12 protein-coding genes are annotated in these 13,906 nt (G+C 71.1%); 7 read left to right on the top strand and 5 right to left on the bottom strand.

Going from position 1 to position 13,906, the window contains the following annotated elements; translation table 11 throughout:
• Positions 1–138: 138 nt before the first annotated feature.
• From ACTMTF_RS21395 to ACTMTF_RS21385, 3 genes are all read right to left on the bottom strand, one after another.
• Positions 139–2,640 (bottom strand): Tex family protein, encoded by a 2,502-nt coding sequence (locus ACTMTF_RS21395; RefSeq protein WP_441112281.1) that lies wholly within the window; start codon positions 2,638–2,640, stop codon positions 139–141.
• A gap of 175 nt (positions 2,641–2,815) precedes the next feature.
• The gene (locus ACTMTF_RS21390; RefSeq protein WP_441112280.1) at positions 2,816–3,037 is read right to left on the bottom strand and encodes a hypothetical protein; all 222 of its coding nucleotides are present in this window, start codon (positions 3,035–3,037) and stop codon (positions 2,816–2,818) included.
• A 21-nt stretch (positions 3,038–3,058) separates the two neighbouring features.
• On the bottom strand, positions 3,059–3,493 hold the full coding sequence (locus ACTMTF_RS21385; protein WP_441112279.1) for an RpiB/LacA/LacB family sugar-phosphate isomerase: 435 nt from the start codon (positions 3,491–3,493) through the stop codon (positions 3,059–3,061).
• Positions 3,494–3,608: 115 nt separating this feature from the next.
• Between ACTMTF_RS21385 and ACTMTF_RS21380 the strand changes: the two genes are divergently transcribed.
• The 7 genes from ACTMTF_RS21380 to ACTMTF_RS21350 are packed head-to-tail and all read left to right on the top strand — an operon-like array spanning position 3,609 to position 11,599.
• Positions 3,609–4,691 carry a DUF917 domain-containing protein gene (locus tag ACTMTF_RS21380; RefSeq protein ID WP_441112278.1) on the top strand — a complete coding sequence of 361 codons (1,083 nt, stop codon included), beginning with the start codon at positions 3,609–3,611 and terminating at the stop codon, positions 4,689–4,691.
• A complete protein-coding gene (locus ACTMTF_RS21375; RefSeq protein WP_441112277.1) occupies positions 4,684–6,345 on the top strand; it encodes a hydantoinase/oxoprolinase N-terminal domain-containing protein in 1,662 nt (553 codons plus the stop codon). Before ACTMTF_RS21380 ends, ACTMTF_RS21375 begins: the two co-directional genes overlap by 8 nt.
• A 23-nt stretch (positions 6,346–6,368) precedes the next feature.
• A complete protein-coding gene (locus tag ACTMTF_RS21370; protein ID WP_441112276.1) occupies positions 6,369–7,994 on the top strand; it encodes an ABC transporter substrate-binding protein in 1,626 nt (541 codons plus the stop codon).
• A gap of 7 nt (positions 7,995–8,001) precedes the next feature.
• Positions 8,002–9,018: an ABC transporter permease gene (locus ACTMTF_RS21365; RefSeq protein ID WP_441112275.1), complete on the top strand. Its 1,017-nt coding sequence runs from the start codon at positions 8,002–8,004 to the stop codon at positions 9,016–9,018.
• A 16-nt stretch (positions 9,019–9,034) separates the two neighbouring features.
• Positions 9,035–9,892, top strand: a complete 858-nt coding sequence (locus ACTMTF_RS21360) for an ABC transporter permease (RefSeq protein ID WP_441112274.1) — start codon at positions 9,035–9,037, stop codon at positions 9,890–9,892.
• Positions 9,889–10,686 (top strand): ATP-binding cassette domain-containing protein, encoded by a 798-nt coding sequence (locus tag ACTMTF_RS21355; RefSeq protein WP_441112273.1) that lies wholly within the window; start codon positions 9,889–9,891, stop codon positions 10,684–10,686. The genes ACTMTF_RS21360 and ACTMTF_RS21355 overlap by 4 nt, the downstream gene beginning before the upstream one ends.
• A gap of 25 nt (positions 10,687–10,711) precedes the next feature.
• Positions 10,712–11,599 carry an ABC transporter ATP-binding protein gene (locus tag ACTMTF_RS21350; protein ID WP_441112272.1) on the top strand — a complete coding sequence of 296 codons (888 nt, stop codon included), beginning with the start codon at positions 10,712–10,714 and terminating at the stop codon, positions 11,597–11,599.
• Positions 11,600–11,648: 49 nt separating this feature from the next.
• Here the strand turns inward: ACTMTF_RS21350 and ACTMTF_RS21345 are convergent, their stop codons facing one another.
• The gene (locus ACTMTF_RS21345) at positions 11,649–12,005 is read right to left on the bottom strand and encodes a DUF742 domain-containing protein (protein WP_397004479.1); all 357 of its coding nucleotides are present in this window, start codon (positions 12,003–12,005) and stop codon (positions 11,649–11,651) included.
• A complete protein-coding gene (locus ACTMTF_RS21340) occupies positions 11,998–13,899 on the bottom strand; it encodes a sensor histidine kinase (protein WP_441112271.1) in 1,902 nt (633 codons plus the stop codon). The genes ACTMTF_RS21345 and ACTMTF_RS21340 overlap by 8 nt, the downstream gene beginning before the upstream one ends.
• Positions 13,900–13,906 lie beyond the last annotated feature (7 nt).

Here is a 13,906-nt window from a genome sequence, read left to right as displayed (position 1 = left end):
TGCGTCCTCCGTGGGAACGCCTGCGGCGGTGTGTCCTTTGTGACGTGGCCTGCCGCGATACGTCCCCCGTAGGGAACGCCTGCGGTGGGCGGCATTCCTCGCGGTGCCTGCGGCGGAAGGTGCAGGGATGAGGGTTGGTCAGGGTTTGTCGCCGGTGAGGCCTGCCTTGCGGAGGGCTTCGGCCATGGCGCCCGATGGCTCCGCGCGCCGCTGACCTCCACCGCGCTGGCCCGTGTCACGCTTGCCGCCATCGCGCTGCCGCTGGCCGTCTCGCTGGGCACCGTCGCCACGGCCGCGCTGGCCGCCGCCGTCACGTTGGCCGCCGTCTCGCTGAGGGCCGTCGCCACGCCCCTGCTGGGCGCCGTCGCCGCGAGCGCGCTGGCCGCCCGCGCCGGTGCGGTCGCCGTCGCCTCGGCCGCCGCGTGGGCGGCGGCCTCCCTCGGCCGATCCGCCGGGCTGGGCGGTGTCGGCGCGAGGGCCGCCGGTGGTGGACTGGGCGGGGTCGTCGTCGAGGCGGAGGGTGAGGGAGATGCGCTTGCGGGGGATGTCGATGTCGAGGACCTTGACCCGGACGATGTCGCCCGACTTGGCCACGTCTCGCGGGTCCTTCACGTAGTTGTGGGACATGGCGGAGACGTGGACCAGGCCGTCCTGGTGCACGCCGACGTCGACGAACGCGCCGAAGGCCGCGACGTTGGTGACGACGCCCTCCAGGATCATCCCCTGCTTGAGATCCGAGAGCTTCTCGACGCCCTCCTTGAAAGTGGCGGTCTTGAAGGCGGGGCGCGGGTCGCGGCCGGGCTTCTCGAGCTCGCGCAGGATGTCGGTGACCGTCGGCAGGCCGAAGGTCTCGTCGGTGAACTCCTGCGGCTTGATGGAGCGCAGCGCCGCCGTGTTGCCGATCAGGGACTTGAGGTCGGTACGGACCGAGCCGAGGATGCGGCGGACCACCGGGTAGGCCTCGGGGTGGACGCTGGAGGAGTCCAGGGGGTCGTCGGCGCCGGGGATCCGCAGGAAGCCGGCGCACTGCTCGAAGGCCTTGGGCCCGAGGCGGGCGACGTCCTTGAGCGCCTTGCGGGCCTTGAACGGGCCGTTGGCGTCACGGTGGCGGACGATGCTCTCGGCCAGGGTGGAGCCGATGCCCGACACGCGGGTCAGCAGCGGGGCCGAGGCGGTGTTGACGTCGACGCCCACGGCGTTGACGCAGTCTTCGACCACGGCGTCGAGGGAGCGGGAGAGCCGGGACTCGGCGAGGTCGTGCTGGTACTGGCCGACGCCGATGGACTTGGGGTCGATCTTGACCAGCTCGGCCAGCGGGTCCTGGAGCCTGCGGGCGATGGAGACCGCGCCGCGCAGCGACACGTCGAGCTCGGGCAGCTCCTGGGAGGCGTAGGCGGAGGCGGAGTAAACCGACGCGCCGGCCTCGGACACCACGATCTTGGTGATGGTCGGCATGTGCGTGACGAGTTCGCCGGCCAGCTTGTCGGTCTCGCGGGAGGCGGTGCCGTTGCCGATGGCGATCAGCTCGACGCCGTGCTTCTGGGCCAGCGCGCCCAGCACCGCCAGCGACTGGTCCCACTGCCGCTTGGGCTCGTGGGGGTAGATGGTGGCGGTGTCGACGACCTTGCCGGTGGCGTCGACCACGGCGACCTTGACGCCGGTGCGCAGCCCCGGGTCGAGGCCCATGGTGGTGCGGCTGCCCGCGGGGGCGGCCAGGAGCAGGTCGCGCAGGTTGGCCGCGAAGACCCGCACGGCCTCGTCCTCGGCTGCCTGCCACAGGCGCATCCGCAGGTCGATGCCGAGGTGCACGAGGATGCGGGTGCGCCAGGCCCAGCGGACCGTCTCGGTCAGCCACTTGTCGGCGGGGCGGCCCTGGTCGGAGACGCCGAAGCGGGAGGCGATGCGCAGCTCGTAATCGGGGCTGTCGTCCGGCTCCAGCGTGACGGTGAGGATCTCCTCCTTCTCGCCCCGGAACATGGCCAGGATGCGGTGGGAGGGCAGCTTGGTGAACGGCTCGGCGAACTCGAAGTAGTCGGAGAACTTCGCCCCCGCCTCCTCCTTGCCCTCGCGGACCTTGGCGGCCAGGCGGCCGTGGGTCCACAGCCGCTCGCGCAGGCCGCCGATGAGGTCGGCGTCCTCGGCGAACCGCTCGATCAGGATGGCCCTGGCCCCCTCCAGCGCGGCCCCCGCGTCCGCGACGCCTTCGGTGACGAAGGACTCGGCGACTTCGGCGGGGTCGAGCGAGGGGTCGCCGAGCAGCTTGTCGGCCAGCGGCTCCAGGCCCAGCTCGCGGGCGATCTGCGCCTTGGTGCGCCGCTTGGGCTTGAAGGGCAGATAGATGTCCTCAAGGCGGGCCTTGGTCTCGGCCGCCATGATCTGCGCGCGCAGCTCGTCGTCGAGCTTGCCCTGCGACTCGATCGACTCCAGGATCGCGGTGCGGCGCTCTTCGAGCTCGCGGAGGTAGCGCAGCCGCTCTTCGAGGGTGCGCAGCTGGGCGTCGTCGAGGGCGCCGGTGGCCTCCTTGCGGTATCGCGCGATGAACGGCACCGTGGCGCCGCCGTCGAGCAGGTCGACCGCGGCTCGCACCTGCCCCTCGCGCGCCCCGAGCTCTTCGGCGATCCGCTGGTGAATAGAGAGCACTTGCCTGCCTTTCGATGGTCCCGCCGGTCAATTGTGCAGGACGACGCCGTCTTTCATGACCAGAGTCCGCGCAGGGTGAACCATCAAGGCCTCGGCGGGAGCGCTCGCCGGCACCGGCACGTGGGTCATGCCTGCACCCTAGAGCGCGGCACCGACGATTCCCAGGACGCGCGGGTCAGGCACGCCTTCTGGCGAACATCTCCAGGTGCTGACAGTTGGGGCAGCGGTGGGCCTCGATCTCCCACTTGGGGCGGCCTGCCAGCTTGGCGCCGCCGAAGATCCCCCGCTCCAGCGCGCCCTCCACCCACCTGCCGAAACCCTTCGGGCTCTCGGCGTCCAGAATGAACCCGGCCTGCAAGCCGTCCTCGCCGCAGTACGTGCACCTCAAGTCGGTCATTGCCCGACGATAGCGACGCTTCTAGATCTCGCCCAGATGCGCGACGTTCGCCTGATCCACGGAGTCGGTGCTCGGCAGGCCGGCCAGCCACGCGTCGAGGATCTCCTCCAGCATCACGGCGGAGGTGAGCCGGAGGCTGATCGCCAGCACGTTGGCGTCGTTCCACTTGCGGGCGCCGTCGGCGGTGTAGGCGTCGACGCAGAGGGCGGCGCGCACGCCGGGCACCTTGTTGGCGGCGATGGAGGCGCCGGTGCCGGTCCAGCAGCACACCACCGCCTGGTCGGCGCGCCCCTCGCTGACGTCGCGGGCCGCCGACTCCGAGGCCCACGCCCAGTCGTCGCGCTCCTCGGCGCTGAGCGCGCCGTGCGGGACGACCTCGTGGCCGCGCTCGCGCAGCGCCGTCACGACCTGCTCGGCCACCCCGTCCAGGCTGTCGGCCGCCACTGAGATCCGCATGGCTCCAGATGTACCAGAGCACGGTGGCGGGTGTGGGAATCGACTCCCGAGAGAGCAGCGAAGGCAACCGATTAAGTAGCGTAATGCGGTCTTATGTGCTTGGTTGTGTCGCCATATGAGCAGCATCGAAGTGGAAGACGTTCCAGCGCTGGCGCGAGGATGCGCGGTGCTCGGCACCGGCGGCGGGGGAGACGTGCGCACCGGCGCGCTGGCGGCCGTGCGGGCGATCCAGACGTACGGCGAGGTGCCGCTCGTCCGGCTGGCCGACCTGCCCGAGGACGCCCTGGTCATGCCGCTGTCAGGGATCGGCGCGCCGACGGTGGGCCACGAGATGATCTACAGCGAGGACGAGCCCAGGCGCGTCGCCGAGGAGGTCGAACGGATCTTCGGCAGGCCGCCCGCCGCCGTCATGTCGTCGGAGATCGGCGGCTCGAACGGCGTGGCGCCGGTGGCCTGGGCGGCCCAGCTCGGCCTGCCGCTGCTCGACGCCGACGGCATGGGACGGGCGTTCCCCGAGGTTCAGATGGTCTCCATGTACGTCGCGGGGCTGCCCGCCGACCTCGTCATCATGTCCGACATCGTGGGCAACGTCGTGACGATCCGTCCCATCGACGGGCTGTGGTCGGAGCGGCTGGCGCGGGCGGTGTGCGTGGCGGCCGGCTCGCACGCGCTGATGGCCGACTACGTCATCACCGCCGCGCGGGCACGCGGCGCGGTCATCGAGGGTACGGTCACCCGCGCGCTGGAGGTCGGCCGGTCCACCGAGGGCGCGGCCGAGCCGCTGCCGGCCCTCCAGCGTGAGCTCGGGGCGGCCAGGCTGATCACCGGCAAGCTGACCGACGTGGAGCGGCGCACCACCGGCGGCTTCGTCAGGGGCACGGCCACGATCGAGGGCACCGGCGACGACCGCGGCCGCACGCTCCGGCTGGAGCTGCAGAACGAGAACCTCGTCGCCGTCGAGGACGGCGAGGTCCGGGCCATGGTGCCGGACCTCATCACGGTGGTCGACACCGAGACGGCCGCCGCGATCCAGACCGAGAGCCTGCGGTACGGCCAGCGCGTGGCGGTGCTCGCCTGGCCGTGCGACCCGCTCTGGCGCACGCCCAAGGGCCTGGAGACGGCCGGGCCGCGGGCGTTCGGCTACGACCTGGAGTACGTGCCCATCGAGGCGCCGGTCAAGGAGGAGTCGCGTGGCTGAGGGCGATCTGCGCGTCGGCATCGACGTCGGGGGCACGAACACCGACGCGGTGGTGCTGGACGCGTCCGAGCGGGTGATCGCCAAGGCCAAGCGGCCGACGACTCCGGACGTCACCGGCGGGTTGCGGGCGGCTCTGGACGCCGTCCTGGCCGAGCTCGCGCCGTACGGGACAGAGCGTGGAACGGCGGCGTGGAGCCGCGTCACCCGCGTCATGCTGGGCACCACGCACGCCACCAACGCGATCCTGGAGCGCAGGAACCTCGGCCGGGTGGCGGTGCTGCGGCTCGGCGCGCCCGCGACCACCGCCGTGCCGCCGCTCTCCGACTGGCCCGCCGACCTGCGTGAGGTCGTCTCCGCGGGCGAGGCCATCGTGCCCGGCGGGCATTACGTGGACGGCCGGGAGATCGGCGCGCTCGACCTGGACGCGGTCCGCCGCTTCCTGGACGGGGTGCGGGCCGACGCGGTCGCGGTCACGAGCGTGTTCAGCCCGGCCAACGACGAGCACGAGCGGGTGATCGAGGAGCTGGTCAGGCGGGAGTACGGGCTGCCCGTCTCGATGAGCCACGAGATCGGCTCGCTCGGCCTGCTGGAACGCGAGAACGCGACCGTGCTCAACGCCGCCCTGTACACCGTCGCCGGGCACGTCACGCGAGCGCTGACGGGCGCACTGGCCGAGCGCGGGCTGTCGGCCAGGCCGTACCTCGCCCAGAACGACGGCACGCTGATGACGGTGGAGCACGCCGCGCGGTTGCCGGTGTCGACCATCGGCTCCGGCCCGGCGAACTCGCTGCGCGGGGCCGCGCTCCTGTCGGGGGTCCAGGACGCGATCGTCGCCGACGTGGGCGGTACCTCGACGGACCTCGGTGTGCTGGTGGGCGGGTTCCCCCGGGAGTCGGCGGCGGCGGTGGAGATCGGCGGCGTGCTGACGAATTTCCGCATGCCGGACATCCTGGCCATCGCGCTGGGCGGCGGGAGCGTGGTGCGGGAGGGAGCCGTCGGGCCGGACTCGGTCGGGTACCGGATCGCCGAGGAGGCGCTGGTGTTCGGCGGCGGCACCGCGACGCTCACGGACGCGGCCGTGGCGGGCGGGCGCCTGCCCCGAGGCGTCTCGGACTGGCACGAGCGACTGGAGGCGGCGCTGTCGGCGCTGGCGGCGCGAGGGACGGCGGGACGGGCTTCGGCGGGACGGGCGTCGGGGGGACGGGCGGCGGTGGGCGACATGTCGGAAGATATTCGCGACACTCTGCAAAGGGCGCTGGCCGTCGCCGACGAGCTGGCGCTGGACGCGGTGGACCGCATGACCCTCGGCCGGGCCGACCGTCCCCTGGTGGCGGTGGGTGGCGGGGCGTTCCTGCTGCCGGAGCGGATCCCCGGGGTGAGTCAGGTCATCCGCCCGGAGCACGCGTCGGTGGCCAACGCCGTCGGCGCCGCCATCGCGCTGGCGAGCGGCAGAGTCGATACGATCATGCCTGCAGGTGAAAGCCGGTCAAAAGCGATCGAAAGGGTCAAGGAGGAGGCTGCGGCGCGGGCCGTCGCGGCAGGCGCGGATCCGGCCGGCGTCCAGATCGTCGATCTCCTCGAGGTGCCGTTGAGCTACCTGTCGGAACCCGCCGTACGGGTGCACGTCAAAGCCGCCGGACCCCTCACCCGGTGACAGATCGAAAGGACTCCCCCCACATGCGCTGGCACAAGCGTCTGCTCCTCTCCGGGCTCGCCGGCGCCGTGGCCATGGCCGCGTCCGCGTGCGCGGGCGGCCAGGTACGCGGCGCCGCGTCACCCGCGCCGAGCACCGGCGAGACGGCGGCGACCCAGCCTGCCCCCCAGCCGGCCGCGTCCAACGACGACACCTTCGTCTACGCCCCCAACCTCGACGTGGTGACCGACTGGGACCCCGCGACCTCGTACTCCAACGAGATCGTCGCGATGTCCAACATCTACGAGGGGCTGACCCGCTACAACTCCGAGACCAGGAAGCCCGAGCCGCGCCTGGCCACCGAGTGGAGCTCGGCGGCCGAGGGCAAGGAGTGGACGTTCAAGCTGCGTCAGGGCGTGAAGTTCCACACCGGCGCCCCGCTCGACGCCGAGGCGGCCAAGAAGGCCATCGAGCGCACGATCAAGCAGAACTCGGGCGCGGCCTACATCTGGGGCGCGGTCGACACGATCGAGGCCCCTGACGCCTCGACGCTGAAGTTCACGCTCAAGTACGCCACGCCGCTCGACGTGGTCGCCTCCTCCGGCTACGCCGCCTATATCTACGACACCGAGGCCGTGGACCAGGTCAAGGACGGCAAGACCGACGCCGGCACGGGACCGTACACGATCGACAGCTGGCAGAAGGGCAAGGAGACCGAGCTCACGCTGAAGGCGTTCGAGGACTACTGGGGCGGCTGGAAGCCCGACCAGTACAAGAAGGTCGCCTTCCGGGTCACGCCGGAGATCACCACCGCCTGGCAGCTGCTGAAGCAGGGCGAGGTCAACTTCGTGCAGCGGCTCAACCCGCAGCTGTTCGAGCAGGCGAGCGACACCGAGGGCGTGCAGGTGACGCGGACGCCGTCGTTCCAGAACCTGCTGGTGCTGTTCAACACCGCCGGCGGCGCCACCAAGGACGTGCGGGTACGGCAGGCGCTGCAGCTCGCGATCGACTACGACGGCCTCCTCGCGGCGCTGAAGGGCTCGGGCGTGAAGGCCAGCGGGCTGGTGCCCGAGGGCCTGGTCGGTCACGTGGCCAACCTGGAGGCCAAGCAGGACCTGAACAGGGCGCAGGAGCTGCTGGCGTCGGCGGGCTACGGCGCCGACAACGAGGAGCTCAAGCTCACCCTGACCTACGCCCAGGGCGACGAGGATCAGAAGCTGCTGGTCACCCTGCTCACCTCGGCGCTGCAGAGGCTGAACGTGACCCTGCAGGCCAAGCCGATGACCTGGAACGCCCAGTGGGACCAGGGCAAGGGGAAGGGCCAGGACATCTTCGTCATGTACTGGTATCCGGACTATCCCGACGCGTACTCGTGGTTCCTGAACGTCTTCAGGAGCAAGGACAAGCCGGAGCTCAACCTCTCGTACCTGAAGAACGCCGAGATCGACGCGGCCATCGACGAGCTGCCCAAGCTGACGGCCACCGACCTGTTCGCGGCGGAGACCTCGTACGAGAACCTGACGAAGAAGATCATGCAGGAGCAGGCCGCCGTCGCAGTCCCGTACGTGCAGACCTACCAGCGCGCGCTGACGGCGGACGTGCAGGGGTACGCCGACAACCCGGCCTATCCGAACGTGGTCTTCTTCTACGACCTCAAGCGCGCGAGCTGAGGCCTGTGTGCTGCGCTACCTGATCCGCCGGCTCGGCCAGGCGCTCCTGGTCGTGGCCGGCGTGGTCATGCTCACCTTCGTCGTCATGCGGCTGGTGCCGGGCGATCCGGCGGTGGCCTTCGCCGGCCCCAAGGCCACGCCCGAGCAGCTCGCCGCCGCGCGGGAGCGGTTCGGGCTGGACGATCCGCTGTGGGCGCAGCTCTGGAACTACGTCAGGGACCTCGTGACGGGAGACTGGGGCACCAGCCTGCACACCCGGCAGCCGGTACGTGATGATCTGCTCCTGGCGTTCCCCGCGAGCCTGGAGCTGGTGGGGGCGGCGCTGCTGTTCGCGATCGTGGTCGGCATTCCGGTGGGGGTGCTCGCCGCCCGCTTTAAGACGAAATTTCCGGATTTAGGGGTACGGGTCACCAGCATGCTGGCCGTCTCCGTCCCCGTGTTCTGGCTGGCCCTGGCGCTGCAGACGGTCTTCGCCAGCAACCTCGGCTGGTTCCCCGTCGCGGGAGAGTACGACTCCTCGCTCGACACCACGAGCCCGCTGACCCTCTGGACCAACATCACCATCGTCGACGCGCTCATCACCGGCAACTGGCCCATCTTCACCAGCACCCTGCGGCACCTGGTGCTGCCCGCGCTGGTGGTGGCCGCCTACCCGACGGGGGTGATCGCCCAGATGACCCGCGCCATGCTCATCGAGGAGGCCGGCCAGGACCACGCCCGGCTCGAACGCGCGCTCGGCTTCGGTGAGACGTCCATCCTGACCAGGTTCGCGCTGCGGCCCGCGCTCAACCCGGTGCTGTCGCTGATCGCCCTGGTCTTCGCCTACTCGATCGTCAACGGCTTCCTGGTCGAGGCCGTCTTCAACTGGCCGGGCCTGGGCCGCTACGCCGCCTCCGCCATCTCCTCGCTCGACACCCCGGCCATCGCGGGGGTGACCCTGCTGGTCGCGGTGGTCTACGTGCTGGCGAACCTCGTCGTGGACCTCCTTCAAGGCCTGATCGACCCGAGGGTCAGGGCCGGATGACAGCCCGGATGGCAGCATGGTGACAGGACTCCCCGAGGCGCGGCTGCGCCGTACCCTCCCCAGGATCACCGACCGGTTCGCCGCCACCGGCGCGGTGCTCATCGTGGTCATCGCGGCGGCCGCGCTGCTCGCGCCCTGGCTCGCGCCGTACCCGGCGGACGAGGTGGATCCGGTCAACGCCCTGCTGGCGCCGAGCGCCGAGCACTGGTTCGGCACCGACCAGGTCGGCCGCGACGTGCTCACCAGAGTGCTGTACGGCGGCCGTACGTCGCTGTTCATCGCCGTGTCCGTGCTGGCGGTGTCGGCGGCCGTGGGCGTCACGCTCGGCCTGGTCGCCGGGTACGCCGGCGGCTGGGTGCGTGACGTGATCATGCGGGTGACGGACGTCTTCCTGGCCTTTCCCGCGCTGCTGCTGTCGCTGATGCTGGCCATGGTGCTGCAGCCGAACGTCACGACAGTGATCGTGGCCATCGCGGTGACCTGGTGGCCGTGGTACGCGCGGCTGTCGGCGTCGGTGGCCGCCTCCGTCGCCACCCGCCCGTACGTGGACGCGGCCCGCTGCCTCGGCGTGCCCGCGCCGGTGATCATCGTCCGGCACGTCCTGCCGAACTCGATCACGCCCGTCCTGGTCCAGCTGTCGCTCGACGCCGGCGGGGTCATCCTCACCGCCGCCGCGCTGTCGTACCTGGGGCTGGGCGCGCAGGAGCCGACGGCGGAGTGGGGGCTGATGGTGGACCAGGGGCAGACGTTGTTCACCACCAACTGGTGGGTCGTCACCTTCCCCGGGCTGGCGATCCTGGTGACGGCCTTCGCGTTCAACGTGCTGGGGGAGGGGCTGCGCAACGCGCTGGATCCCCGGAGGGTCATCAGGTGATCGAGGTCAGGGACCTTCAGGTGCGGTACGGGACGCGGGTCGTCGCCCGGGTGCCGGAGCTGGACGTGGGCGCGGGGGAGTGCGTGGCCATCGTGGGGGAGAGCGGATCGGGCAAGTCGACGACGCTGCTGTCCCTGCTCGGGCTCACGGAGGGTGCCGAAATTTCGGGATATATCCGGGTGTGTGGGGTTGAGGTGCTGCAGGCCTCCGCCCGGCGGCTCCGCGAGATCAGAGGCGCACGCGTGGCCCTGGTCATGCAGTCCCCGCAGGCGGCCCTCAGCCCCACCACCCGCCTCGGCACCCTGATGCGCCGCGCCCTCAAGCTGCACGGCATCGCCGGCCCGCCCGTCGGCGGCACCCGCGACGGTGACCCTGGGGCGGCCGGGTCTGGGAAAGACGGGCTGGAGCGGGTCATGGTCGAGGCCGTCGAGGCGGTCATGCTCGATCCGGAGATCCTGCGCCGCTACCCGCACGAGATCTCCGGCGGTCAGGCGCAGCGGTTCGCCATCGCGCTGGCCATCGCGCTGGGCGCCGAGGTGATCCTGGCCGACGAGCCCACCAGCGCCCTGGACGTGACCGTGCAGGCGGAGGTCGTCGGGGTGCTGCGGAGGCTGCGGGAGGAGCGGGGCCTGGCGCTGCTGCTCGTCTCCCACGATCTGGCCCTGGTGTCCACGATCGCCGACCGGGTGCTGGTCATGAAGGACGGCGAGGTCGTCGAGAGCGGCCCCGCCGCCGAGGTGCTGGCCCGCCCCTCCCACCCCTACACCCGCGAACTCCTGGAGGCCCTCCCATGAAGACGCGGCGGAAAGGAGCCCTGGCGTGAGGACGTCGGTGCGGACGTCGCTCCGGGCGGAGCTGGTGACGCTCGGTTACGGCCGTACGCCTGTGGTGCACGACGTCACCCTGGACATCACCGAGGGCGGGGTCGGCCTGATCGGCGAGAGCGGGTCGGGCAAGACGACGCTGGCGCGCGCCTTCCTCGGCCTCCTCGCCCCCATGTCAGGAAATATCTGGTACGGCGAGCAAGACCTGAGAAAAGTGGAGATGCGGAAGTTCCGCAGTGACGTACAGCCGGTGTTCCAGGCCGAGGCCCTGGATCCCCGGATGCGCGTCGGCAGCTCCATCGCCGAGGCGCTGCCGCGCGGCGACCGGCACCGCGTCCCCGGCCTGCTCGAACAGGTCGGCCTCAGCCCCGACCTGGCCGCCCGCCGCCCGCACCAGCTCTCCGGCGGCCAGCGCCAGCGCGTGGTGATCGCCAGGGCGCTGGCCGTACGCCCGCGCCTGCTCATCCTCGACGAGCCCACCAGCGCCCTGGACGTGACGGTGCAGGCCAAGATCCTCGACCTGCTGGCGGGGCTCGACACCGAACGCCTGCTCATCACCCACAACCTGGCGATCGTGGCACGGCTGTGCAGGACCTCCCACGTGCTGTTCGCGGGCCGCGTGGTCGAGTCCGGAGGCACGGCCGACCTTCTCGCCCGACCCGCCCATCCCTACACGCTGGCGCTGCGCGAGGCCGTACCGAAGCTGGGGGGAGAGCCGCCGGTGGCGAGAGGGCGGGCCGAGACGCGGCCGGCTGAGACGGGCTGCCCGTTCCGCCTGCGCTGCCCGCTGGCCGTACCCGAGTGTGAGCGCGCTCCCGCGCTGCGTGAAGTGGCGGGGCGGCGGGTGGCCTGTCACCGGGCCGAGGACGTGCTGAGCGCCTGAGCGGGGGCCTGTCACCGGGCCGAAGCCGTGCTGAGCCCTTGAGGGGGCGTCACAGCGCCTTCAGCCCGGTGATCACCTCCAGGAGCACCGTGGCGTCGGGGGCCGGAGGCGGCGACTCCACCTGGACGAGCTGTTGCGTGTGGAGGTCGCCGACGAGCACCCGCACCACGCCGATGGGCAGGTTGAGCTCGGCCGCGACGTCCACCAGCCGGGTCGGCTTGGTGCACTTCTGCAGGATGATCAGATGCTCGGGACCGAGCCCGACCGGCGGGGTGAGCCCGCCGGAGGTGATGATCACCGCGATGAGGTCGATGGCCTCGCTCGCGGGGACGGTCCGGCCTCTGGTGAGTAAGTAGGCCGGGACGATGGGGCCGGCGTCCTCGTCCAGCCAGCGCTCGTCACTCACCTTGCACCACCCGCATGGGGCGTGCCGGCTGCCTGATGGGTTCCGCCGGCTCGGCCGGGGGATCTGTCACATGCTCTGCCGGGATCAGCACGATGGCGGTGGTCCCTCCATATGGTGAACCGCGCAACGTCACGCGGATGTCATGCCGGGCGGCCAGTCGGGAAACGACGAAAAGACCCAGCTGCTCGCTGTCGGCCAGGTCGAACTCGGGAGGACTGGCCAGCCGCCCGTTGAAGTCGGCAAGTTCCTCGGCGCTCATGCCGAGCCCGCGGTCCTCGACGTGGACGGCGAAGCCGCGGGCGGCCGCCTCCCCGCGCACCATGACCGTGGTGTGCGGGGGTGAGTAGACGGTGGCGTTCTCGATCAGCTCGGCGATCAGGTGGATCACGTCACCGACCACGGGCCCGTCCAGACGTTGCGCGGGCATCGGCTCGACGATGACCCGCTGGTAGTCCTCGACCTCGGCCGCCGCGCCCCGGACCACGTCCAGCAGCGGCACCGGCCGGCTCCAGCCGCGCCCCGGGGTGGCGCCCGACAGGATGATCAGGCCCTCGGCGTGGCGGCGCATGCGCGTCGTCAGGTGGTCCAGCCGGAACAGGTCTTCGAGCGCGTCCGGGTCGGTGGCCTTGTGCTGCATGTCCTCCAGCTGGATGCGCTGGCGGTGCAGCAGCGTCTGGCTGCGCCTGGCCAGGTTGCGGAAGACGTGGCCGACGCCGTCGCGCAGCTGCGCCTGGCCCACGGCCGCCTCCACCGCGGTCTGCTGGACGGTGGAGAAGGCCTGGCCCACGTCGCCGATCTCCACGGTGGTGCTGGCCACCGACAGCTCGGGCACCTCCACCGCTTCCCCGCTGCGGAGCTTAGCGACGACCTGCGGCAGCCGCTCCCTGGCCACGTCGAGCGCCGCCTCCCTGAGGGTGAGCAGCTCCTTGGACAGGCGGTTGCCCATCCGCAGCGTGAAGACGATCGACACGATAATCAGCAGGAGACAGGTGCCCGCGAGGATGAGCGCCCGGACGAGCACCGCGTCGGCCACCGGCTCGGACCGGGCCGAGAGCGTCATGCTCGCCTTGAGCTGCGCCTCCGCGAACGACTTGGACAGCGCCTCGGTCGTGGCGAGCCAGCCGCGCGGCGCGCCGCCGGCGATGATCTGGTCCTCCATCAGCCGCAGCCGCTGATAGGCGGGCGAGGTGATGATCGCGACCTGGATCTCGCGCAGGGCGGGGTCGAGCTCGCCCAGCGCGTGGTCGATGAGGAAGCGCCGGTTGCCCACGAGCTGGGTGAAGAGCCTGCGCTCGGCCGCCGTGGTGGGGCCGATCGCGATGGCCTGCTCCCTGGTCAGCAGCTCCTCGGCGTAGCCGAGGTCGATGACCAGGCGGGACTGCTCGTAGATTGGGATGTCGTCGATGAAGCCGACCCGCCGGTGCAGCCCGAAGAGCGCGTCGATGGCCGCGTTGTAGGCCTCGACCGTGTGCAGCCGATCGGACAGGCCCGCGTCGATCTCCCCTCTGACCGAGTCGAGCCTGCTCAACTGCGTGTGAACCACGTCAACCTGCGTGCGGATCGCCTCCGACGTGTCCCGGGACCGGCCCGAGAGCTTCTTGAATTCCTCTCTCGCCCTGTCACTGCGAGCACGCTGCTGGGAGATGGCCGACCTGTCGTCGGCCGTCTTTCCGGCATGCAGGAACTTCACCGAGGCGAGGCGTTCACGCTGCAACTCGCTGCCGAGCTTGTGCGCGGGATGACGCAGGTTGGTCCAGAGCGTGGTGTACTGCCGGAGCTCCAGACTCTCACCGGCCGTGACCGCGGTGATGACTCCCCACAGCACGACCATCGAAGCCAGCGGAACCAGCAGCAGGCCGATGATCTTTGTGCGGATCGTGCGGCTACGACCCATGACACCT

Source organism: Nonomuraea sp. ZG12 (assembly GCF_052068115.1).
In the GTDB taxonomy this organism is placed as follows: Bacteria; Actinomycetota; Actinomycetes; order Streptosporangiales; family Streptosporangiaceae; genus Nonomuraea.
Note: the sequence above shows the minus strand (reverse complement) of the source record. Positions and strands in the feature narration are given on the sequence as shown.

Bases quoted from the DNA above. Each gene is read 5' to 3' on its own strand.
- ACTMTF_RS21385 (WP_441112279.1), bottom strand. From the start codon at position 3,493: ATGCGGATCTCAGTGGCGGCCGACAGCCTGGACGGGGTGGCCGAGCAG.
- ACTMTF_RS21390 (WP_441112280.1), bottom strand. From the start codon at position 3,037: ATGACCGACTTGAGGTGCACGTACTGCGGCGAGGACGGCTTGCAGGCC.
- ACTMTF_RS21380 (WP_441112278.1), top strand. From the start codon at position 3,609: ATGAGCAGCATCGAAGTGGAAGACGTTCCAGCGCTGGCGCGAGGATGC.
- ACTMTF_RS21370 (WP_441112276.1), top strand. From the start codon at position 6,369: ATGCGCTGGCACAAGCGTCTGCTCCTCTCCGGGCTCGCCGGCGCCGTG.
- ACTMTF_RS21360 (WP_441112274.1), top strand. From the start codon at position 9,035: ATGGTGACAGGACTCCCCGAGGCGCGGCTGCGCCGTACCCTCCCCAGG.
- ACTMTF_RS21340 (WP_441112271.1), bottom strand. From the start codon at position 13,899: ATGGGTCGTAGCCGCACGATCCGCACAAAGATCATCGGCCTGCTGCTG.